We start from the raw sequence: 22,456 nt of genomic DNA, 5'->3' as shown, positions 1-22,456 counted from the left end.
TTATACCCCCTCATGATTGTATTCACTTTTTCGGTTTAAGTAAGAATAAACGGTTTGAATGAGTGTATCTTTGTCGTCGCCTAAACAAATATGATGCTTCGAGTCGTGATAATAAATGACTTCTGTTTCAGCCGGAATTTCTTTATCCAAGTAGTACACCGATTTATATGGTACCATACCATCTTGAATACCTTGAGCAATCAGCACTGGGCATTTGATTTTTTTTAGATGTGGTTTGGTAAACCTCATGCACTTCAAAAACTCTATAAAAGCTTTAACTGGTATAAGTCCTTTTTTCTGCATATAGTGTTGGAACAGCTTATTACTTCTCAATTGACCGTTGATACCCTCTATTGCAAACCTACCTATATCTATAGTCATCTGTCTAAAACTAATATATTTCCTTGATGTAGATAAAAGAATTAATTTATTCACTTCATACTTTGATGCAAGGTATGACGCAATCATTCCTCCCATTGAAAACCCGATAAGATAAACCTTGTCACATTTTTCAGCAACTTGTTTAAATGAAGATTCAGCTAACTCTACCCACTGCTGATAGTTGACTGAGTCTAATTGTAATGTTTCACCATGTCCCGGAAGACAGGGCACCTCGACATACCAATCGGTTACTTCTCTCAAATAGTTTGCTAGTGGTTCTACTTCATACGGACCACCTGTAAATCCATGAATAAACATACATCCAATCATAGTTATGCCCCTTTTACATATTTTCCTCTATTAATAATGATACCCAAAATTAACATACTCATGATTAGAATCGGACCGTTAACTCTGTTCCAATAGACTTTGTTGCGAAAAGGGAATATTTTTACTTAACGATGGACTTAGTACTCATCTTAGAAAGAATGCAAAGAAGTCATAATAAAGTTACTACAGATTTTTTATCAACTGAAGATTAATATTAATTTTAAAACAAGATAATAACAACATCTTATTAAAATGACTATCTCTAAGCTATTAAAAAAAGAATTGTTTATATTTGTTGAAAAGTAAAGACGACTTAGTTATTTTGCGACCTAAAGTCGGGGATGACCAATTGTAACTGGCCATCCCTAGTTATACTTTCTTTACTTTTCCTGTCGTAAATACGATAAGGTGGCTTGATAGCTTATTTAAATCCCTTTACAAATGAACCAATCCCCTTAACAATTGGAGATACTTGATGATAGGTGTTTGCCATTTGACCAACAGTGCTTAACATTTTATCAATATCAACTTGACCATCTTTATCTTGAAAATAAGTCATTATCCCTTTTTGGGTCTGACTCCAATTCTGGCTTTGTCCACCTTGTACAGGTTGTGCAGCTGGAAACCAATTAGTTGGGTGTTGTGGTTTAGCAAAATATTGATAAGGTGTAGATGGAGGTTGTGGACTTCCTTGCGTTACTGGTCCGGTTTGATTATTATATGGGTCAAAATTTTGATATCCAAAAGCCTGATCATAATAGTTACCATCAAAGCCTTGCCCTTGGTAAAATGGCGCTCTTTGATTATACATCTGAACACCTCTTTCAACTTTGTTTTTATATTATTAACCTATGCATTTTCTCTGAAATTGGTTAATAATAATTACAACAAAATTGATCATTACCGGACTCCATATGAAGTCGATCCTAATCCAAGAACTTGCATGATTCTTTCTTCTTGAAAACCAAGTATTGACAAATCATCAATAAAAACAACTGGAGTTGCATATATCTTCTGTTTCTGCAAATCCCTCATGTAATCTTGATTATCTGTCACATTTTTTAACTGAAATTGGACCCCTAGCCTATCTAAGAAGGTGAGTACTTTTTCGCAATCATCGCAATTATTACTTACATAGACAACTACTTCTTGTTTTTTCATTGGTGTCGCCTCCCCTTTTCGTTCTTCCTTTTTCTCATTATTATTTTTATACCCGATTCACATGTTAGTAAACCTCTTATACCAAGCTTTCTTTAATGTCGTCACACTTTTTATGGATAACGTTTCAATTTGGGTTTTTTTAAAAAAAAGGGTCTTCGGAATATATAGTGGAATTACCTTTTTAAGAGTTTGAAAACAATGGATGCCTAAATCGGATTATTTGGTGTAATGTTGAGTGATATGTTATGGGGAAATTAAAATATTCTAACTAACAAGAGTGTTGCAAATGAATTTTGCAATGCCTTGTAAGAGTGTCACGACATACTGAAAAAAAGAAACTTATTGTTATGACTGTATTAGGTATTCGAATTATTGTATGGAGGAATTTGATAAACACCCCACTGAATATTTATCGAAGCATCTCTGTCTAAAAAGAGATGCTTTTTTTAAAAAAAATATATTATTAAAACAACAATAATACATTAATTAATAACAATAATTTATTGTAATACAATAAATTATGTATTAGGATAATAATAACGATAAATAAGTGAGGTGCTTTTTATGGAACGGGGAACAACGCTCTTTTTAAAGGTAGCTGTTTTTCTTATTGGGATTACGGTACTTGCTTTGTGTGTATTTTTGTTGCCTTGGTTAGCAAATTATACCGCAGAAATGTATCCCGAGTTTGCTTATTTGCAATATCCCATTTTAATCGGGCTATATATAACAGCAATCCCATTTTTCATTGCCCTGTATCAGGCTTTAAAACTTTTAAATTACATTGATAATAATAATGCTTTCTCGGAATTGTCTGTAAAGGCTTTAAAATATATAAAATACTGTGCAGTTACGATCAGTATCTTATATGTTATAGGGATTATCTTTCTTATTTCACAAAACGCTTCCCAACCAGGAATAGCAGTTATCGGATTTACAATAATTTTTACTTCTGCTGTTATTGCAGTTTTCACTGCGGTTCTTCAGAAATTATTAAAAAATGCTTTAGATATAAAATCGGAAAATGATTTAACGGTCTGAGGTGAACACAGTGGCAATTATAATCAATATTGATGTGATGTTAGCGAAAAGAAAAATGAGTGTAACAGAACTATCCGAAAGAGTTGGAATCACTATGGCTAACATTTCTATTTTGAAAAATGGAAAAGCAAAAGCGATTCGATTATCAACTTTAGATGCTATTTGTAAGGCTTTGGATTGTCACCCTGGGGATATTCTTGAATATCAAAGTGATAAAGATACCCAAGAATAAATAATCAAATAATTAATTTAATAAGGGGTTGAGAATTTATGAAGAAATCGTTACTTTTATCAATTTCATTTTTGATAGTTATGTTTTTATCGGCTTGTACGGATAATTCTATGGAACCAAATAAGAATAACATGATTTTAAGTATAACAAATAATGCTAATTTTGATTTTTACTCGATTGAAATCAGCATTTATAAAATTACAGGCGGTATAAGTAATGCTGATGGTTCCAAAATAAAAAAAGGAGACACACTTAGAAAAGAATATATTGATCAAGAAGTCTTTGACTTAGAAGGAGAAGCAACATTTGAATTTGTGTTAATAGGTAAAGAGGAAAATAGAATACCATTGAAAGAAATTACACTTGAACTAATGACGAACAAAGAATACCTCTTCGAAATTACTGGTGATTCGATAAAGGAAGCCGATTTAAAAAGAGTAAAATGAGTTTATCTGTCAGAGTAATTTAATAATGATGATTTCTTTTCAAATCTATACTTGGTACCTTAACACCACAGCGTAATAAAGGATGAACAATATGTCAGACCTATTATTCCTACCAGACCTTAAAACAACAGAACCACCACAAGAAAATGAAATCGATATGATGTTTAAAGTGGAGGCAATCAAACCTCCCGAACATTGTCTCGAATGCGGATTTGATAAATTGTATAAACACAGTTTACGAAAACAACTGATCATGGATTTGCCTATTCGTTTAAAGCGAGTGGGCTTACAATTAAACCGTAGACGTTACAAATGTCGTGATTGTGGTTCCACATTTTGGGAACGCCTTATATCCATTGACGAAAGACGTACTCTTATGCGTGAGAGATATATACTTCTTAAACGTAAACATGACTTGAATGAACGAGACGCATTTCTTTTGGAAACTTGGTTAGGTAATATCCCTGAACTGAAAGAAGCCCATGAACTCAAAGAAGAATTCTACCGGATATGGGATACGGCTAACCCAGACGAGGGCAGAGATCGTTATAGATATTGGAGAAAACGTTGTTTATCGAGCAAATCTAAAGACTCCTTCAAAGATCTTGTGAGAGCCATAGACAACTGGCAAGATGAAATCTTCAACTACTTCGATAAAAGACTCACCAACGCTTATACAGAGTCCATAAACAGCATTATTAGGCAAGTTGAACGAATGTGGGTAGAGGCTACTCATTTGAAGCGTTACGAGCCAAGATACTGTTTAATGAGAACCTTCATAAGAAACGTAAGCCACGATTTAATTCAGGCGCTTTCAGCAAGGCTATGTTATATGATACTTTCAATTGGCATGATGTAACAGACCATGTCATAACAGGCAATTATGGTGTTGATTTTTCCACACTAATTAAGAAATTGGAAAAGGGTGACTTATAAGCCCTTTTCCACCATAAAATCCGAATACCCTAAAAAAATAAACATTTATAAATAAAACTGGTTAAACGGAATTTATACTTACCTAATCGAACAAACCTTCTTGCTTTATGCTGTGATTAACGCTGCACGGGCTGGTGAGTCTGGCAAAGGGTTTGCTGTTGTGACTGAGGTAATCCTAAGTTCGTGGAATCAGTCTGGATGGACTTCAACAGGTAGTTTTCAAATTAGTTGAATTATGAAGCAATGACACCACAATGAAAACTGAAGGAAATTCTTCCGTAGTAAATCACTTGAGGACATAAGAAACTCTACTTCAAAGTATCTAAATCGGTTCTTTTCTCATACTTGTAATTTTCACCATGGTAGCTTGGCCATAACTAGAAGATATTCTCCATATAATCATTCATCCGAAAAACGCCTATCCTATGATAAGCGTTTCTTGAGTGGAGAATCTGCACCCGTACGTCCAGACTCTCCACGATATAGGTAGTTCCCATATACCTATATCAGTATATAGAGCAGAGACATCCCAATCTCACAATTATCTTATCGTTTCAAGGGATTTATTTCTGTGACAAAAATCACAATAATTACTAATTTTTTAAAAAAAAGAGTTTTCTAGTAGGATTGTTTTTTTCTTGCAGGATTTCTATAGATTGGTAAGCACTTTAACTTATCCTAGAGAGCAGCAACGATTTTCGTAGGGGCGAGTAATCGCAGTCCCACGAGCTGAGTTCTTGCCCGTGGAAATCGGAGTAGCACCACTCAAGCATCATTGCAATGGATAATATTTTTCATCAAGGTTAAGAATACTAGTGCGAATTTTCTATTTTAAATTTTCCGCATACATACCTAATTTTTTCAATAATTGGATCGCCTGTTCTTTTTCTTCTTTATCTAATCCATTTGTAATCGCTTGAATTTGTTTCCAATGATCAGGAAAAATTTCATTTAATAATTCCTCGCCCTTTTCCGTAATCGCTGCATACGTTATGCGACGATCGCTTTCACTAGGAACCCGTTTTAAGAAACCCTTTTTTTCCAGCTTATCGACTACATATGTAATGCTTCCACTTGCTAACAAAATTTTGTCCCCTATTTTTTGCAACGGTTGATCCCCTTGATGGTACAATAGTTCTAACACACCAAAATCAGTCGTATTCAGTCCTTTATTTCTTATATCAGCTGCTACTTGATCTACTACAGAACGATATGCTTTGGATAAAATCACAAATAATTTTAGTGAGGGATCTTGTTTTTTTTGTTCGTATAATTGCTTTTTGTCATCCATGTTATTTCCCCTCTCTCAACTGAATTGAAACGTATTATATTAAAAGCTAGTTTTTCTGTCAATAACCAACTATACTACAATTGGTTGTACTCATCATCTATGTCATAATTAAATAATAAGAAAGCGGTGTTTAATTTGATGAAAGACACTGGTGAACGCGTCATTCCAGAATTGATGAAGCCAATGAATAAATTACTACTAGAACATATCGCAAGGTATCAATTCGCTCTCCACTATGTAAAAGGCCGTGTATTGGACCTTTCTTGCGGATCAGGCTATGGAACACATATGATTGCTAAAGAAAAAAAGAATCAAATAGATGAGGTTATTGGAGTCGATATTGATTCTGAAATAATAACCTATGCTAAAGGTACCTACTATCATCCACAATCTTCATTTCTAGTGCTTGATGCGATTGACCTTTCTGTACCCGGTTTGCTTGGACAGTCTGATAGCATCGTTAGTTTCGAAACTATTGAACATATTGAGCAAGAAACTAACCTACTAGATAACTATTTTCATTTACTAAAACCTGGTGGTATTCTGATGGTTTCTACCCCTTTTGGTGAAGGAAGGGGGATAACTTGCGGCTCTCCATTCCATGTTCATCAGTTACCGCCACTTGAATTCAAATCACTATTTGGCAACTACTCTAAGACAGAATACTTTTATCAAAAAGGTGTTTTAATTGAACCCGAGGGCAGAAATGTACACTATCCCTTAGGCATTGCTATTTGCACAAAGTAAGTCATGTTAAGGAGAGATGGCTTCTTTTATTTATACCATGCCTGTTTTTGTATAAACACAAGAATAAGGCAACTAATAGAAACCCAGGGATATACTACACTATTTATGACTATCAAAAATAACAGTACAGTTATAACCGTTTGTTTCCATGTTATTTTCTTATATTGTTTTTTTAAAATGGAGATTCGTTCAGAGATTAGCAATCTAATGAAATAAACCGCGACACTACCATAAAGCAGTAGTTGAAATGGTATCCAAATCAAATAGTCTCCTTGGAGCAAAAAAATAAATATTACACACAATAACAGTATAATTCCAACACCAAATACCCACTTTAAAAATGCATTTCTCCACATATTCAAATCCCAAGGAATACTGAATATCAACTTATCACTAAATCCATCACTAAAAAAACCAGCTATCATTTGTGCATATAAAAATATGCTCAAACTTATTGAAATCGCGATTAACCATGGACCATGAAAGCTTAGTACGCTTAATATAATTATGATGCTACCTATTGTTTGAACTACTTGTTCTCTATGGTCAATAAAATATAATTTCCACAACTTGCGATATATTGCGGAACCATCTCGATAGCGAAACGGCTTTTTACTTTTTTTACTTCTAAACAATTGACCAAGCAATCCCTGTCTTGTGGGAGGTTTTATTTCCATTTCTGACATTTTATTAATAAACCAGATGTTCCAAATGATTAGATCATTGGTCTGCACTACTTTCGTCCAATTTACATAACCACGTGTATCTCTTAGTATGATTCCAACCATCCCTATTAATAAACATAGGCCAACAATTAATAACAAGTCAGTATGAAAGATACTTGCTACTGTTCTTGTTATAGCAACAATAAGAATTGCTAATAGTATATAAATGAACTTCTTCCGAAAAGGGAATTGGTACAATCGCCATTGAGGATATGTCATCAAGATATCCATAACAAAAATTAAAGCTGTGACTGAAAGTAAAAACAATGATGAGAAAGGCGTGATCAAACCAAGAAGTAATGCTAGAGAGCATAAAATAATTAGCGTTTTTTTCCATTTTTCAATCATACACAACAAAATTAACTCTTTTATGGAGTAGGGTAACAAGCTCAACTGCAATTCTGCACTTGAAAACAAAATTCCAGGTCGGTTGGCTGCTCCGATTAGAGGTCGAATGATTAATACGAGAAGAATAGTTAGGTAATTATTTAATAAAAACCTCTCTATTTCTGAAAAGAATCCACTGTATTGTTGAATTGTATCGTATAAAATCACTCCACCAAACAAAGTAAACAAGCCTACGTAGATAGAAATTGTTAAGTCAAAACTTAATCCAAAAGCGAGCTTATATAGCTTTTTCTTCTTGTTCCATCTCCCTCTTCTAATATTATGATGAGCCCTTCGTACAGACGGATGGGATTTCATCAATCGAATCTCCTCTTTAACACGTTAAAATCACCAATTACACCTTGGTCAATCATTCTTCCTTGTTTCAACATGAGGTACTGATTGGCTAATTCCTTTACACGTTCTAATTGATGCGACGTTAATAATATTGCCGTACCTTGCTTTGCTTTTTCTTTAATAATTTTTTCTAAAAACTCTGAAGCATAAATATCTAATCCCATAAACGGTTCATCAATTAGTAATAAATCAACATCAGGAAGTAGCGCACAAATTGTTTGTACTTTTTGTCGCATTCCTTTCGATAGTGATTCCGGAAACTCATGTAGCTTGTCTTTAATTTCTAACTCACCTATATAATACTCGACAAGTTGATTAAACTTTTGTTCATCAATTTGATAACTTTGACCATATAATTGAAAGTGTTGCATTGAGGTAAGTTCAGATAATAAAAATGGTTCCTCAGGTATGTATGATAAATTTTGTTTAAATGAAATAAAATGCTGATCTTGATCAATACCACTTAATGTTATAATCCCTGACTTCTTCTCTTGCCATCCCAATATCGTCTTCATCAGTGTCGATTTACCAGCACCATTGTGTCCAACAAGTGCAGTAATAACACCGGGTTCCAGCGAAAAGGAAACATTATCTAATATTCTATCCTCCTTAATGGTTACAGTAACACCTTTTACATGCAATCCACTCATATAATCTACTACCTTCCCTATCGTTGTATAGTACTCTATACGATTAATTTTGTTATATGTTTCAATGCTTAACTAATTTCATAGGAATTTTTCGTAGTAAAGTATAGAATCATTTTTTTCCTCCACATATCGTTTTTCAACAAAGTTGTAATTAAATCTAGCAAACAATTTTTGAGCTGAACTATTTTTAGAGAAGGTATCTGTTTTTATATAATATAAATACTTTTCTAACGCTACCTGCTCTGCAAATTTAAACAAGGTATCAGCGATTCCTTCTCCCCTTACATGTGGACTTACAACTAAACGTTTAATTGTTATTGCCTTAGCAGTTTTGCTCCAAGAGATCTCTGGATACTCACTATGCTCATCTTCACTAACAGTAACGGCTGCTACAATACTACGGCCTTTCTCGTACACATATAACTCATGCTTATTAAAATCTTCTTCGTAGTGAGTTGGCAAAGGGTATGTGGAATCCCATTGATAATTGCCTCGTTCGTTCATTAATTTAATTGAGTCCTGCACCATGCTATTAATATCCGGTAAATTTTGTATGCTTGCTATTCTAATCAATTTAGTTGCCCCCACTCGTATCTTTTTTATACTCGGTTAGTTTATCAGTACATAATACCAAGCCAAGATAACTTGGTATAGAGAAGTATCAATAAAAATAACTATTCAAAGTTATAAAAACTCCCAACTTAAATGAAGTTGGGAGTCTCATTAGTTATCCTAGTTGTTGTTCTAAAAATTCTTCTATTTCTTCTGGTGTTTTTGTATAAGCACTATGTTGATGAGCAAGTTTTTCACCATTTTGAAAAATTAAAATACTAGGGATTCCCATGACATCATGTTCTTGAGCAATTCCCTCCACTTCATCACTATTTAGCTCATACCATTCATATTGCTTATACTCCTCTAAAATATCTCCAATGAACATGTCCATCCGTTTACAATCTGGACACCAATCCGCAAAAAACTTTATGATGACAGGTGCTTCAGAGTTTATAACTTCATTAAATCTATCTCTTGTCTTAATGGCTTCCATTTCTTAAAACCCCTTCCTATATAGCTATAAAAGTTATCATTGATTGCGTTGACATTCAATAAATTAGGCTTTAGCCGCCCTTATATTCTATACGACCGAGTAAAAAAGCTACTAATAAGCCGACTCCAAATGTTCCCACACTTATGACCATTTCTGATAATTCTGTCGGCCAACCTGGAAAAATCACAAAGATGGAACCAATCACAAGACCGATGACAACTGCAAATGTTGCCGTAGTATAGTTTTCTAAAAAGAAATGGATGATTTTACTCATCACCACTATTCCAAGAACTATCCCTATAGCCACTACGGCAATAATATCAAATTTCCTTTCACTGACCGCATTTATTACTGTACTATACGACCCAATGATTAATAACAAGAATGAACCACTTACTCCTGGTAAAATCATTGCAGCACTTGCTAAAAAACCTGACATAAACAACCAAGCATAAGACCCCAATGTTATAGTTTCTAAAGGCTCTGTTTCACCAGAACGGAAAAAAATCATCGAAGCAACTAACACAGCGCCAACAATTAGTAATAGTATATGCTTTCCTTTAAATGTACGCTTTGCATCAGATTGATGAAATAGAAAAGGTAAAACACCAATAATAAGACCTAAAAAGGTGAACTGTGTTGGACCTGGGTGATGTTCAAATAGCCATTCAATTAGTTTAGCTAATAAAAATACTGCAAAGACTACCCCTAAACCGAGCGGAAATAAAAAGCTAAAGTGCTTTTTCCAGTCTTTACTAAAAAAGCCATTGATTGCTTCAATTAACCTATCATATATTCCAAGAACAACCGCAATTGTTCCCCCACTCACACCCGGTACGACATCACTTGCTCCCATTAAAATGCCGCGGTAAATATTTTTCCACTCCATTTAGTTATCTCCTTTTGTTAGGCTAGATTATGTATCTCTATGAAACAACTTCTAAAACACCTATTAACTTTACATAGTATATCAAAAATTGGTTGCATTTTACATATAGAAAATTCATTAAGCAAAGCGTGGGACACCCGAAGGCAATTAAGAAAAACATCCAGTGGAGCTCTTTTCCACAAAGATGTTTTCTTAGGGCCTCAGGCGGAATAGTTCGCTTGCGCTAGACAGCTTAACTTTAAAATATATTTGATAAAGAAACAGGCTTTCTTTCTATTCGCTTTCAATAAATTCTAAGTCAGGTATCCATTGTGACATATGTGCTTTAATTTCTTCATAGTGCATATCCACATTCGTTAGTTCATCTTCTGTCAGTTGATACATCGGAATTACCTTATAGTCATTCCAGTCATCCATATTAAAATCAACGAAAGTTGGCAAAAATTTTGGGGACTTAACCTCAAAGTTGTCTTGTTCACCTTCTGTTGTTTTTTCTATCGTGAAGCTGACAACTCCACCAATTCTTCGATAAAACTCATCTTGTCCAGACAAGAAGTTACCTAATGAATAAGCTACAAGCGTTTTATTACCATCCTTCCCTTCCACCCAATCAACTGGCTGTAAAACATGCGGATGATGACCAAGGACAACATCCACTCCTAAATCTGCCACATATTGAACCAAGTCTTTCTGTTCTTGACTAGGCATGCGTTCGTATTCATTGCCAAAATGCAAACTAAGAATGATTACATCTGCTTGTTTTTTTGCCATTTCAATATCAGATTTAATTTTATCTTTATCAATAAGATTTACTAAATAATCTTTCCCTGTTGGAATAGGTATGCCATTAGTTCCATATGTATAGCTTAAAAAGCCAACATCAATATCTTCTTCCGTTTTCATTATCCGCACTTCTTGACTATCTTCTTGATTTTTATACGCACCAGTGTACATCATATCAATTGTTTCCCAATGCTCAATTGCTCGCTGTATTGCCTTTTCACCACGGTCCAATGTATGGTTATTTGCTATCGACACAACATCTATACCGACATCATGTAATGCATCACCCATCTCATACGGACTGTTAAAAGTTGGGTAGGAAGATAACCCCAAATCCTCTCCACCAATCATTGTTTCCTGATTAGCCACCGTTATATCAGTTTTATTTAGATAAGGCTTAACTTTTTCAAGCATTGGTGTAAAGTCATAACCTTTTTTCGTCTTTGCATCTTCATATACGGTGTCATGAATGAGTAAATCACCAATAGCTGCTATAGTGATCTCCTTTACCTCTGGTTCTGGATTAACCACTTCTTCTTGTTCCTTTGAATCATCTAGTTCAGTTTCTTGAGAGATTTCACCACTTTGATCTGATGGAGAGGTGGTTTCATCATTAACAATTTCCTCTTCTTCACCACATGCACTAACCAGTACAATCAAAAAAGTACACAAAGCAAGTAGAAATGGCTTCATTCGTATGTTATTCAAAAAAATTGACTCCTTTTAACTACTAAATTAGTTCATTAATATTGTTATTTCTCTTTCAGTTTACATTATACGACATATTTTTTAAACTTTTCACTTCGTTAGATTCCTATATAAATTGATGATAAAAATAAAAAGGTTACTAAAATCTCAATGTTGTGAATACACTTCATTGATGCAATGTAAACACATGGTTTATTCACACAGTTCCAAGTTTTGTGAATCTGATTAAAGGAGTGAAAAAATTTGACCGATTTTATTCAGGGTGCTTCGTTTGAACATCAATTTTGGCTACAAGTTTTAGGTGACCATTCTAGGTTTATTAGAGATTCTTTATACCCAAAGGAAGAAGAGGATATAAAAGTTGCAAAACAATTTGTAAGAAAGTTTGATGAGCTTCTTGAACAATCTAAATCACTTAGTGATACAAATACAATCGCATTTACCAAAGAGGCAGAGTCCGCTGCGGATAAGATTAAGGCATTTAAATTATCAATCATCCAAAGACATCTAAAAGGGAAAATAGGGATTCATTTATCTCCTACCTTTATCAACCATATGGTCAATGAATTAGAAGAATATCAACTCGTATTAGACTATTTGAAACAAGGAGAATCACCTCCAATTTTTCACGAACTTCACCACCACCTTGTATGGTTACTAGACGCTTCTGGGCACGCAGGAGCTATCAACGATGAGATGGACGGAATTGAAAAGCGGTTAAAAAAGAAAAGTAAGAATTTCGCAAAACATTTTGATAATTTTTACTTAAAAGCAGTCGAGTTAACCGGTTACCTTCGTTCGCATGTGGAAACATTTCCTGCTCTTAATAGGTTTAATAAAGACGTGGAAGTGGAGATGAATTTATTTCGAACCTTTTTACAAGAGTTAGAGGAAATGGAGTTATCAGAAACAGTTCTAAGTACCTTTTCTGCACTAATGGCCGACCACATGGCAAGAGAAGAGTGCTACTATTTGATGAAATTAGCTGAATCAACAAATTCCACTCCTCCAGATTGTGATCCAACCAAACCAAGAACGAAAGATTCTAAATTAGATTAGTAGGTGGCAGCTGCCACCTTTTTATTTCTAATTTTTTTTATTATAATGAACTCGAGGTGATCGTTTGAAACTAATGAAGGCAATATCATATGCTACAACAAAACACACAGGACAAAAAAGAAAGGTTGATGATGCCCCCTATATCATACATCCTTATCGTGTAGGTATGTTATTGTCACAAGAAGCATGCCCAGAAGATATCATCATTGCAGGATTACTGCACGATGTAGTAGAAGATACAGATGGAACATTAGAAGAAATTAGGTCATTATTTGGGGAAGAGGTTGCAACTCTGGTTGAATTTGCATCAGAACCTAACAAGTCCCTTTCTTGGGAAGATAGAAAAAAACATACAATAGAGACAATAAAAACTGCACCACTCGCAGCTAAACTTGTTGTCTGCGCTGATAAAGTTGATAATTTATCTTCCATCTTAGAGAATGAACAACAACTTGGAAGCAATATCTGGCGTTCATTTAAACGAGATAAGTCTAGCCAACAATGGTACTACTTAAATGTTTATAAAAGCTTAATTTCTGGTATAGATCAAAAAAACCAACCCAATCTATTCCTATCCTATAAGAACTTATTAGATCGTTTTATTTGAGAGGATGAAAAGTCATCCTCTCAAATAAACTTTTAACATTACATTTCTTTAGGTGCTTCTATTCCGAGTATTCGTAATCCTTCTTGTAGTACAGTAGCTACAGCATAAACAAGAGAGAGACGTGCGTATTTATGCGAATCATCTTGTAAAACTCGCACAGAGCCATAATATTTATTAAATGCTTGTGCTAAATCAATTGTAAATTTAGCGATTAGTGATGGATCATATGTTAATAAAGCTCGCTCGATTACTTGTGAAAATGACATCAACTTACTAATAATCGGCCAGGCTTGATCATCATTTAATTGTACTGTTTCATCTATCTTTATAGTATATTCTCCTTTTTCCAGTAAGGAGCAGGCTCGCACATAGGTGTATTGGACATATGGTCCTGTCTCTCCTTCCACACGCAGCATATCTTCAAGAGAAAATTCAACATCATTATTTCGATGGTTTTTTAAATCATGAAAAATCACTGCACCAACCCCAATAGCATGAGCAACACTTTCTTTGTTTTGCATAAAAGGATTTTTCGTTTCTATATTTTGTTTAGCCAAATCAATTGCTTGTGTTAATACTTCTTCCAGCAAAACAAGTTTGCCTTTACGTGTTGACATTTTTTTGCCGTCCTTCAATATCATTCCAAAAGAAATGTGCTTCATATCATTTGCCCAGTTGTAGCCCATCTTTTTTAATACTTCAGTTAACTGTTGAAAGTGCAGACTCTGTTCATTACCGACAACATAGAGGGATTGAACAAATTGATATGTTTCTTGGCGATACAATGCAGCTGTTAGATCTCTTGTAGCATAAAGCGTTGCCCCATCTGACTTACGAATCAGACAAGGTGGCATATTCAACTCGCTTAAATCTACGACTTCAGCACCATCTGAATTTGATAACAACTTTTTTTCTGCTAAAAACTCGACCATGCCGTTCATTTTATCATTATAAAATGCTTCTCCGTCATTCGAATCGAAGTTAATTCCTAATAAATCATAGATGCGATTGAATTCTATTAGCGATTCTTCCTTAAACCAGTTCCATAGCGCTATTGCCTCTTCATCGCCAGATTCTAATTTTTTAAACCACAATCGACCTTGATCCTCTAAAGAAGCATCTATTTCTGCTTGTTCATGAAAAATAATATAAAGCTTTAACAGTTCCTTAATTGTGTCTTTTTTCACTTTCTCTTCATTTCCCCATCTTTTGTATGCCACAATTAATTTGCCGAATTGTGTTCCCCAATCACCAAGATGGTTAATTTTAACTGGCTTGTAATCTCCTTTCTCTAAAAGTAATGACAAGGCGTTTCCAATAACCGTAGAACGCAAATGTCCCATAGAAAAAGGCTTGGCAATATTCGGAGAAGACATATCAATTGTAACTACTCCCTTATTACCTAGATTAAGTTTTCCGTACTCACCTTTTTCTCTTAAAACTTTTTCAATCACTTGTGAAGACACCTTTTGTTTATTTAGAAATACGTTAATATAAGCTCCTACGGCTTCTACTTTTTCAAACAAAGGATCTTCAATCTCACTAGCAATTTCTTCAGCAATTTTATTTGGAGCTTTTCGCTTAATTTTCGCTAATTCAAAACATGGAAACGCAAGATCACCATGATTCATTTGTTTCGGTGATTCAATCCTAAATAGAATCTCTTCTTCGCTAATTACACCGTTAAATTTACTTGCTAAAACATTAGCAAACTGTTGTTTGTAATACATATACATCCCCCTTATGAAGCGTTACTGTAAACAAAAAACTCCCGCCTCTTAAAAAATATTAAGAGACGAGAGTTATATCCCGCGGTGCCACTCTACTTGTCCATTACCTGAACCTGCTTTATCATGCAATATCGGAGCATTAACCGATAATCCCTACTAGAGGTTCAGGATTACTGTCTTTAGAAAGTCCGGTTCATTATCAATTCCGCATTAGGCTCCCACCAACATCCTAACTCGCTTAGCTTTCAAGATAACTACTCTCTTTCATCATTGACCTATGTATTAGATTACTATTTATTATAATTATATTTCGCAAAAATTCAAGGCTAAAAATATGTTTTAACTTTTGTTTTCCAGGGTACAATCTAATTATAGCCTAAAAACCACCCAATCTATTATGGAAAGGATTGTTTAACATGGCAAGAAAGACACAGTATCAACCAACGAAAAAAGTAGGTGCTGAATTATCAGATGCACAAGAGGTGCACTATAATAAAGACTTCAAAAAAGCTGACATTGCTGCTGGATATCGCAAACAGCGATTAAATCGTATGAATGAAGAAAACTAAAACAGTTTAAAGAGAGACTAGATAGTATATTCCCCCACTATCAAGTCTCTTTTTTTGTGTTTTAAGGTTTATTTCGCAAACATTGTTGCTTTATAACCAGCAAACTTTGGTGTGGTTTCCTTCTGTCTTTACACGATGAGTATTGGTCTAGCGCTGCGAAAAAAACTCGCTTTCCGTGGGGAACACTTCAGTCTCCTCGCGAGCAAATGTTTTCGGTGTGCCGAGTAACCGCAGGCCCAAAGAACACTCGCTGTGGGGCCGCACAGGAGTCTCGCATTTTTTCTCCGCTCAGTATAGTTATTAAATTCATGAAAGAGGTCAGTCGTTCAAGGGCGTAGTGCATTTCTTTAGCATGGTATAGTTATAGTACTTTTTCTATAACGTCAGTAAATAACAACTACTCATTAGATTGTTGCTTGCAGCATAGGGTAGTCGACTCCTGCGGGAACAGCGCGAGCTGAAGATCCAATCAGAAGTAGTTTTCTTCCGAGTTAGCTGAAGCCGTGCCTGTGGAAAGGGAGTCAATTTTGCTTGAGGAGCAGGGCAAGTGCTCTAATGCAGACTTTATATTTTATTTGTCGTAAACAACATGGGTTTAGAAAATAGTCTTTTTCAAAAAAATCATAAATTTTTGCAGTGTTTTTTGGATTTACTTCGTCTATATATTGAAAATAATACATTGGAGGAAAGCCATGATTACTGTAAAGCATTTATATCACGACTTTGAGCTTGGGAAAAAGGGAAATAAAACAACGTTGCCAGTGTTAAAAGATATTTCCTTTCAAGTAAATAAAGGGGAAATTGTAACCATCGCAGGTAGGAGTGGTTCTGGTAAATCTACATTACTTAATTTAGTCAGTGGTTTTATTAAACCCACGCAAGGAGAAATCTGGATTAACAATACAAGGGTTACTGATTTAAACGAAGCAACTTTTGCTGATTTTAGATTAGAGCATGTAGGTTTCATATTTCAAAACTTTCAACTTATACCTAGTATGACTGCATATCAAAATATTGAATTACCACTAATACTAAAAGGTACCGACGAACCAACAAGAAAACAAAGAACGATTGAAACCTTAACAAAGGTTGGACTCATTGATCATCAAGACCACTATCCTAGTGAATTATCAGGTGGTCAACAACAACGCGTTAGTATTGCTCGAGCACTTGTGCTTAATCCTCCATTAATACTGGCAGATGAACCAACCGGTAGCCTAGATAGTGAAACAGAAGCAGAATTATTAAATTTTATCAAACAATTAAATAAAGAAATGGACATTACTTTCCTTATTATTACTCATGATGAAGAAGTAGCTAGCATTGGCAACCATACCATCCACATAAAAGACGGTAAACTTATTGCGGGTGGTGTATTCCAATGACCTTCAAAGATCAATTGAAATTTGTTAGACAAAATATGAAAAAAAATAAGATGAGAATTTTCATGACGGTTCTAGCAACTGCTATGGGTTGTACTTTTCTGATTGTTTTAGCCTCTGTCGGTTTCGGACTTCAAGAAACACTCGTAAAAGACCAATTAGAACAAAGTCTAGTTACGGAGATTCAGATTCATGGCTATGAAGATAAAGACGGAAATTATCACGAAATAACTGATGAAGAAATTGAATACATCGAGTCCATAGAAGGCATAAAAGCTGTAACAAGAAGAATTCAATTATATCAAACACCCGACTATAAGATTGACAACTATCAATCAAATGCAAATACCGTAGTGGCTCACTTTCCATCGGAATTAAAAGCTGGACTAAAGCTTGCCGAGGGAAATTTACCTGAAGCGGAAAATGAAATTGTTGTTGGGTATAATTTTGAAGAATACTTAACTGAAAAGGATGCTGACCCAGAAGAAATCTATGATGAACAAGGAACTGTAAAAGAAGCTTTTCGTTATAGTGATTCTCTTATTGGCAAAAATATAGATATGACCGTCTATCAATATATTGACGGTGAAGAACAATCTCAAACAACTAGTTTAAAAGTTGTTGGTATTCTTGAAAAACCTACAAGAGAATGGGCGACCGACTCGAATGTATATATTACAGAAGGTACATTAAGTGAAATTGAAGAATTTACTGGTACTCTAAGAGGATCTATCCAGCAGGATGGTGAACAAGTAAGCGAACCAGATTCAGATTCGGACACTTACAATACTGTTAACGCCTACGCTAACAACTTAGAAGTTGTAGATTCTATCTCTACCCAATTAAAAGATGAAAACTATTTAACCTATTCCGTCGCTGATGAAGTAAAACAAATTAATATGCTGTTCACGATTGCTAAAGCTGGGTTAATCTTTATTGGGACTATTGCCATTTTAATTGCTTCCATTGGAATCTACAATACCATGACGATGGCAGTAACAGAGCGTGCTCCCGACATAGGAATTATGAAAGCTATCGGGGCAAACCCAAAGACCATCAAGCAGATATTTTTATTAGAAAGTAGTTACATCGGTTTTATGGGGGCTATAATCGGAACCATCGTTGCTTATATAATTAGTTTCGCTGTGAATATTGGACTGCCATTAATTATAGAAATGGCTTTCCAAGAAGAAGTGCCTGAGGGTTTAAAATTTTCTTCCATACCTTTATCTTTAGTAGCCATCTCCACGGGTATATGTTTACTCGTTACGATTGTTTCTGGTTCTCGTCCTGCAAAAAGAGCGACTAAAATTGATGTATTAAAAGCAATGAGAAGAGAAATTTAAAATACGATGTAAATGCTATTAAAACGGAAAAATATAGAAAGAAACTAGTGAACTAATTGTCCCAATTAAAGCACCAATTAGACAATCTGTGGGATAGTGTAAGCCAATGTACATTCGTGACAAGGCTACTAAAAATGCAAGAGGGATTAAGATTAATGCACATAGGGGCATATGTAATGAAAAACTAACCGCGATAGAAAATGCAGCAGTAGTGTGACCAGATGGGAAGGAGTAATCCTTTAAAGGGTTTATAAAAGTATTCACATTAGGTAAAGATAAATATGGGCGCTTACGACAGTGCAACTTCTTCATTAGGTGAACAATGAGATGACTAATCGTGAGTGCCAATAGCGCATGCAGAACCAAGATTTTATAAGGATTGGGTAACAAAATCAGTAGTATGAACAATGAGGTTAAGGTAAAAGATGCACCGCCAAGATGTGTAATTCTAGGCAAGATGTAATCTAATTTTGGATTTTTCCACTGTCTATTTACAACTAAAAAGTAGCGATTATCTGTCATAGAAAGCCAACCTATAAAACGATTCATTTCTATACTCCCTTTCTGCTCATACTATGATGGTTTACTTGTATAGTACTACTTTTCTGTAAAGACACTATTATATTTTTGTAAAATTTATTTAAAGGCTTTATTTATTATGACTAACCATCTATAAAGCCTACATCACTTGAGGAGTGGGCTAGTGCTCTATTGCACCCTTTTTACGGTGAAGCGCAAAATGCATTATACTAGGAAAAGAACCTAAAAAAGCTAAATACTTTTAAAAGTATCTAGCTTTTTTTCGTTGACCCTATCATTAGCCTAAAGCAACATCTAAAACCATCATAACCACAAAACCTATCATTAAGCTCATCGTAGCTAACTGAACATTTCCTTTTTCCTGTGATCCAGGTATTACTTCTTTTGCTACTACAAATATCATTGCACCAGCAGCAAAACTTAAAGCGTATGGTAATAACGGTTGAATAAAAATAACGGCTAATGCACCAACTACAGCGGATGCAGGTTCTACCATTCCAGAAAATTGACCATAATAAAAACTACGCCATTTTGACATACCATCTCTTCTTAATGGCATGGAGACTGCAGTACCTTCAGGAATATTCTGAATACCAATCCCAATCGCTAAAGCCATTGCACCCGAAAGTGTACCCGTTGAAAACTCAGATGCTAATGCCCCAAATGCCACACCTATCGCTAGGCCTTCAGGTATATTATGAAGTGTTAAAGAAAAAACAAGCATTGCTGTCCGGTGTTTGGCTTTTTTATTCTTAATATCCTTGAAATATAGATTCTCATCTATTAATGGAAGTATTTTGTCGACTAACATTAAAAATAATCCACCTAATAGAAATCCAACGGCTGCAGGTATATATGGCGGTATCCCCTGTTCTTCTGCCATGGCAATACCCGGAGCTAGTAACGACCAGAAACTAGCTGCAATCATAACACCACCAGCAAAGGCTAGCATACTATCAAAAACCTTTTGATTTGCTTTTTTCGTAAAGAAAACAAACGAAGCCCCAACTGCTGTACAGCCCCATGTAAACAAAGTAATGATAAACGCTTGCATTACTGGGCTTAATTCAACAAACCATGCACCCAAAACATATCTCTCCCTCTAAAAATTTCCAGCTAATGTTTGAATTTATTTTCACCTAAGACATCTATGTTGGTCTAAGGAAAGATTTCACCAACCCAATATCCTATGTTCTTATTTAAAGGTATGTCAACAAATACCCCCTTGTGAATATAAGGAAACATCCCTTCACTAATTTACTCTTTTTAATAATTCATGCTTTACTTTTAGGGACTGAGGCGCCATTCGTATCATTTGCTGCAAAATCAAGCTCGCTATAGCTACATCATCAATTATTCCAAAAACAAGTAAAAAATCTGGGATTAGGTCAAAAGGAAAAACGATATAACCCGCAATTAGTAATAACGAGATAACTTTTGTTGAGACTTTCACTTCAGACGATATAAAAAAATCTTTTAAAAAAGGTATGGATTTTTTAAAATTAAATAAAAACTTTACTCTTCGCCAAAATCGAAACATCCTTAATCTCCTTTATGTCTTTTCATACACCATATTTTTATTTTTTTAAAAATCTACTCAAGATTTAAGAAGAGTAAACGATCATCTTCTTCAATGGGATTTCCTCTCCCATCCGTATTATTTGTTATAAAATAAACGCCATCTTCTGTACTTAACACATCACGAATTCGACCATAACCATCTGTAACAACCTCTTGCGTTTCAGCATCTACATCGAACCTTCTCAACGCTTCTCCTCTAAGACTTGCAAAATAAAAGTCTCCTTCAAAAAAATCCATCCCTGAAGGTGCCCATGTAATTTCATCAGAATAGACTAATGGTACATTCATTCCTTCTTGCTCTTGATTAGCTTCAATTTCTGGCCAGCCGTAGTTGTTTCCTGGTTCAATTAAATTTATCTCATCATGCGCCTGATTTCCATGCTCTGTAGCATATAAATTTCCCTGTTCATCCCACGAGATGCCTTGAGGGTTTCTATGCCCATATGAATAAACATATGAATTTGAAAAAGGATTGTCAGTAGGTATAGACCCATCTAAATTCATACGTAGAATTTTACCGGCAAGGCTTTCTTTATCTTGTGCAAGGTCTTCATTTGTAGCATCGCCAGTTGTTGCATAAAGTTTGTTGTCTGGTCCAATCTCAATTCGTCCACCTTGATGAAACCTTCCACCAGGAATTTGATCCAATAACACACCGGTTTCTATCCATTGATCCGCCTGTTCTTCTATAGTAATAATCCGCTGGAATGTATCTTGCCCTTCACTATAAGAATAGTAGGCATAAGCCACTTCATCTTGTGAGAATGAATCAGGAAATGCTAAACCCAGCAACCCAGCTTCAGATTGATCTGATAAGGGTTTTTCTAAATTCAACGGTTTTCTCGTCTTTGCTTCATTCTCAATTTTTACAATTGAACCATCCCGTTCACTAATATAGATTACATCATTGACCTCTGCAATTTCCCAAGGTTCAGCCAGATTTGTAGCAACTACTTTTATTTCATTTGTTTCAGTCGTTGCTTCGTCACTTTCTTGCAGCCCCGTTTCGACACTTGGATTCTTTTCTTCTGATTCACTACAAGCAACTAGCGAAAATATAGCTATAAATAAAAAGAATAGAATTTTATAGATTTCAATCACTCCTCCATAGATGTTTTATGATTTATTCCTATGTTTAACAATATAAGGTTCTCTGTCAAATGTGGTGGTGTGATTTTCATGCCACCCTCTCTTAATTGAAGGGAGTTTTTTATACGAATACCCTTCGAACCTCTTGTCGCCATAATATTTTATTTTTCAATCGATCAAAATCTTTAATTCCATAAGACATGCGTTTGGTCACTTTAATCGTGTTATTAACACCTTCAATATAACCGTTGTTAAATGGGTACATAAAAGATTGTAGAATCTCTTGTTTCCATCGGTTAAATGTTTTTTCAACTCTGTGAAATGCTTCAATGGTAGAACTACTCATAACCAATAAACATTCCTCCAACCCCTTTTTAGCCGTTTTTTCATCACTAAATTTAAACCATTTGTCCAATTTATTTTTCAATTCATAAGCTTCTC

At 34.9% G+C, this 22,456-nt stretch carries 25 protein-coding genes, 1 pseudogene and 1 other annotated feature; of the genes and pseudogenes, 10 read left to right on the top strand and 16 right to left on the bottom strand.

Translation table 11 applies throughout. From position 1 onward, the window contains the following. The 3 genes from QQS35_RS06695 to QQS35_RS06685 all read right to left on the bottom strand — a co-directional run bounded on the left by QQS35_RS06695 (position 1) and on the right by QQS35_RS06685 (position 1,872). The gene (locus QQS35_RS06695; protein ID WP_285931143.1) at positions 1-711 is read right to left on the bottom strand and encodes an alpha/beta hydrolase; all 711 of its coding nucleotides are present in this window, start codon (positions 709-711) and stop codon (positions 1-3) included. 421 nt (positions 712-1,132) lie between these two features. Then, positions 1,133-1,522 carry a YppG family protein gene (locus QQS35_RS06690; RefSeq protein WP_285931142.1) on the bottom strand — a complete coding sequence of 130 codons (390 nt, stop codon included), beginning with the start codon at positions 1,520-1,522 and terminating at the stop codon, positions 1,133-1,135. Between the two features lie 89 nt (positions 1,523-1,611). Next, positions 1,612-1,872: a glutaredoxin family protein gene (locus tag QQS35_RS06685; RefSeq protein ID WP_285931141.1), complete on the bottom strand. Its 261-nt coding sequence runs from the start codon at positions 1,870-1,872 to the stop codon at positions 1,612-1,614. A gap of 564 nt (positions 1,873-2,436) precedes the next feature. On the opposite strand from QQS35_RS06685, the gene QQS35_RS06680 reads away from it, so the two are divergent. From QQS35_RS06680 to QQS35_RS06665, 4 genes and pseudogenes are all read left to right on the top strand, one after another. Beyond that, positions 2,437-2,913: a DUF2975 domain-containing protein gene (locus QQS35_RS06680; RefSeq protein ID WP_285931140.1), complete on the top strand. Its 477-nt coding sequence runs from the start codon at positions 2,437-2,439 to the stop codon at positions 2,911-2,913. 10 nt (positions 2,914-2,923) lie between these two features. Then, positions 2,924-3,145: a helix-turn-helix domain-containing protein gene (locus QQS35_RS06675; RefSeq protein ID WP_285931139.1), complete on the top strand. Its 222-nt coding sequence runs from the start codon at positions 2,924-2,926 to the stop codon at positions 3,143-3,145. A gap of 38 nt (positions 3,146-3,183) precedes the next feature. Then, entirely contained in the window at positions 3,184-3,591 is a 408-nt protein-coding gene (locus QQS35_RS06670) for a hypothetical protein (RefSeq protein ID WP_285931138.1), read from the top strand. Positions 3,592-3,682: 91 nt separating this feature from the next. Then, a pseudogene (locus tag QQS35_RS06665) lies at positions 3,683-4,527 on the top strand (transposase). Between the two features lie 826 nt (positions 4,528-5,353). On the opposite strand, the gene QQS35_RS06660 reads toward QQS35_RS06665, so the two are convergent. Then, entirely contained in the window at positions 5,354-5,818 is a 465-nt protein-coding gene (locus tag QQS35_RS06660; protein WP_285931137.1) for a MarR family winged helix-turn-helix transcriptional regulator, read from the bottom strand. Positions 5,819-5,953: 135 nt separating this feature from the next. Here QQS35_RS06660 and QQS35_RS06655 point away from each other — a divergent pair, with 135 nt between their 5' ends. Continuing rightward, positions 5,954-6,565 (top strand): class I SAM-dependent methyltransferase, encoded by a 612-nt coding sequence (locus QQS35_RS06655; RefSeq protein WP_285931136.1) that lies wholly within the window; start codon positions 5,954-5,956, stop codon positions 6,563-6,565. 26 nt (positions 6,566-6,591) lie between these two features. Here QQS35_RS06655 and QQS35_RS06650 read toward each other — a convergent pair whose 3' ends face one another. The 6 genes from QQS35_RS06650 to QQS35_RS06625 all read right to left on the bottom strand — a co-directional run bounded on the left by QQS35_RS06650 (position 6,592) and on the right by QQS35_RS06625 (position 12,097). Further along, positions 6,592-7,995, bottom strand: coding sequence for a hypothetical protein (locus QQS35_RS06650; protein WP_285931135.1), 1,404 nt, complete (start codon positions 7,993-7,995; stop codon positions 6,592-6,594). Beyond that, positions 7,995-8,684: an ABC transporter ATP-binding protein gene (locus QQS35_RS06645; protein WP_285931134.1), complete on the bottom strand. Its 690-nt coding sequence runs from the start codon at positions 8,682-8,684 to the stop codon at positions 7,995-7,997. The genes QQS35_RS06650 and QQS35_RS06645 overlap by 1 nt, the downstream gene beginning before the upstream one ends. Positions 8,685-8,762: 78 nt before the next feature. Then, the gene (locus QQS35_RS06640; RefSeq protein ID WP_285931133.1) at positions 8,763-9,257 is read right to left on the bottom strand and encodes a GNAT family N-acetyltransferase; all 495 of its coding nucleotides are present in this window, start codon (positions 9,255-9,257) and stop codon (positions 8,763-8,765) included. Positions 9,258-9,411: 154 nt separating this feature from the next. Continuing rightward, positions 9,412-9,732, bottom strand: coding sequence for a thioredoxin family protein (locus QQS35_RS06635; protein WP_285931132.1), 321 nt, complete (start codon positions 9,730-9,732; stop codon positions 9,412-9,414). Positions 9,733-9,802: 70 nt separating this feature from the next. Beyond that, on the bottom strand, positions 9,803-10,621 hold the full coding sequence (locus QQS35_RS06630; RefSeq protein WP_285931131.1) for a DUF368 domain-containing protein: 819 nt from the start codon (positions 10,619-10,621) through the stop codon (positions 9,803-9,805). Between the two features lie 273 nt (positions 10,622-10,894). Then, positions 10,895-12,097, bottom strand: coding sequence for a CapA family protein (locus QQS35_RS06625; protein WP_407933947.1), 1,203 nt, complete (start codon positions 12,095-12,097; stop codon positions 10,895-10,897). A gap of 258 nt (positions 12,098-12,355) precedes the next feature. Here QQS35_RS06625 and QQS35_RS06620 point away from each other — a divergent pair, with 258 nt between their 5' ends. Further along, entirely contained in the window at positions 12,356-13,171 is an 816-nt protein-coding gene (locus QQS35_RS06620; RefSeq protein ID WP_285931129.1) for a DUF2935 domain-containing protein, read from the top strand. Positions 13,172-13,244: 73 nt separating this feature from the next. Continuing rightward, positions 13,245-13,778, top strand: coding sequence for an HD domain-containing protein (locus tag QQS35_RS06615; protein ID WP_285931155.1), 534 nt, complete (start codon positions 13,245-13,247; stop codon positions 13,776-13,778). 38 nt (positions 13,779-13,816) lie between these two features. Here QQS35_RS06615 and argS read toward each other — a convergent pair whose 3' ends face one another. Next, on the bottom strand, positions 13,817-15,508 hold the full coding sequence (gene argS, locus QQS35_RS06610) for an arginine--tRNA ligase (protein WP_285931128.1): 1,692 nt from the start codon (positions 15,506-15,508) through the stop codon (positions 13,817-13,819). A 58-nt stretch (positions 15,509-15,566) separates the two neighbouring features. Beyond that, positions 15,567-15,789 (bottom strand) — a binding site (T-box leader). A 135-nt stretch (positions 15,790-15,924) separates the two neighbouring features. Between argS and QQS35_RS06605 the strand changes: the two genes are divergently transcribed. The 3 genes from QQS35_RS06605 (at position 15,925) to QQS35_RS06595 (ending at position 18,805) form a co-directional block, all read left to right on the top strand. Beyond that, a complete protein-coding gene (locus QQS35_RS06605) occupies positions 15,925-16,077 on the top strand; it encodes a YfhE family protein (protein ID WP_285931127.1) in 153 nt (50 codons plus the stop codon). 692 nt (positions 16,078-16,769) lie between these two features. Next, positions 16,770-17,462, top strand: coding sequence for an ABC transporter ATP-binding protein (locus QQS35_RS06600; RefSeq protein ID WP_285931126.1), 693 nt, complete (start codon positions 16,770-16,772; stop codon positions 17,460-17,462). Then, positions 17,459-18,805 (top strand): ABC transporter permease, encoded by a 1,347-nt coding sequence (locus QQS35_RS06595; RefSeq protein WP_285931125.1) that lies wholly within the window; start codon positions 17,459-17,461, stop codon positions 18,803-18,805. Before QQS35_RS06600 ends, QQS35_RS06595 begins: the two co-directional genes overlap by 4 nt. 18 nt (positions 18,806-18,823) lie before the next feature. On the opposite strand, the gene QQS35_RS06590 is transcribed toward QQS35_RS06595, so the two are convergent. The 5 genes from QQS35_RS06590 to QQS35_RS06570 all read right to left on the bottom strand — a co-directional run. Next, the gene (locus QQS35_RS06590; protein WP_285931124.1) at positions 18,824-19,354 is read right to left on the bottom strand and encodes a phosphatase PAP2 family protein; all 531 of its coding nucleotides are present in this window, start codon (positions 19,352-19,354) and stop codon (positions 18,824-18,826) included. A 268-nt stretch (positions 19,355-19,622) separates the two neighbouring features. Further along, complete coding sequence (locus QQS35_RS06585; protein WP_407933946.1) at positions 19,623-20,399, bottom strand: ZIP family metal transporter; 777 nt, start codon at positions 20,397-20,399, stop codon at positions 19,623-19,625. A gap of 198 nt (positions 20,400-20,597) precedes the next feature. After that, the gene (locus QQS35_RS06580) at positions 20,598-20,885 is read right to left on the bottom strand and encodes a YkvA family protein (RefSeq protein WP_285931122.1); all 288 of its coding nucleotides are present in this window, start codon (positions 20,883-20,885) and stop codon (positions 20,598-20,600) included. A 53-nt stretch (positions 20,886-20,938) separates the two neighbouring features. After that, positions 20,939-22,027: a PQQ-dependent sugar dehydrogenase gene (locus tag QQS35_RS06575; RefSeq protein ID WP_331490694.1), complete on the bottom strand. Its 1,089-nt coding sequence runs from the start codon at positions 22,025-22,027 to the stop codon at positions 20,939-20,941. A gap of 109 nt (positions 22,028-22,136) precedes the next feature. Beyond that, a partial coding sequence (locus QQS35_RS06570) for a transposase (RefSeq protein WP_285930906.1) occupies positions 22,137-22,456 on the bottom strand: 320 nt, incomplete at its 5' end.

It is taken from the genome of Aquibacillus rhizosphaerae (genome assembly GCF_030282825.1).
Lineage (GTDB): Bacteria > Bacillota > Bacilli > Bacillales > Amphibacillaceae > Aquibacillus_C > Aquibacillus_C rhizosphaerae.
Note: the sequence above shows the minus strand (reverse complement) of the source record. Positions and strands in the feature narration are given on the sequence as shown.